1 protein-coding gene is annotated in these 311 nt (G+C 65.3%); it reads left to right on the top strand.

The window, feature by feature from the left end:
- Positions 1-311, top strand: a 311-nt coding sequence (locus BJP35_RS24085; RefSeq protein ID WP_143349646.1) for an ABC transporter permease subunit, incomplete at both ends; no start/stop codon positions are given.

Here is a 311-nt window from a genome sequence, read left to right as displayed (position 1 = left end):
CATGGGTGCCGCAACGCTGCTCTCCCTGGTCGCCATCGGCGCCATCGGCGCCTGGTCGCAGGCGATGGTCACGCTGGCGCTGGTGCTGACCGCACTGTTCTTCTGCATCCTTATCGGCCTGCCGCTCGGCATCTGGCTGGCGCGCAGCAAGCACGCCGCCAAAGTCATCAGGCCACTGCTCGACGCGATGCAGACCACTCCGGCCTTCGTCTATCTGGTGCCGATCGTCATGCTGTTCGGTATCGGCAACGTGCCGGGCGTGGTCGTGACCATTATCTTCGCGCTGCCGCCGATCGTGCGCCTGACCATTC

It is taken from the genome of Enterobacter sp. J49 (assembly GCF_002148625.1).
GTDB lineage: Bacteria > Pseudomonadota > Gammaproteobacteria > Enterobacterales > Enterobacteriaceae > Enterobacter > Enterobacter ludwigii.
Note: the sequence above shows the minus strand (reverse complement) of the source record. Positions and strands in the feature narration are given on the sequence as shown.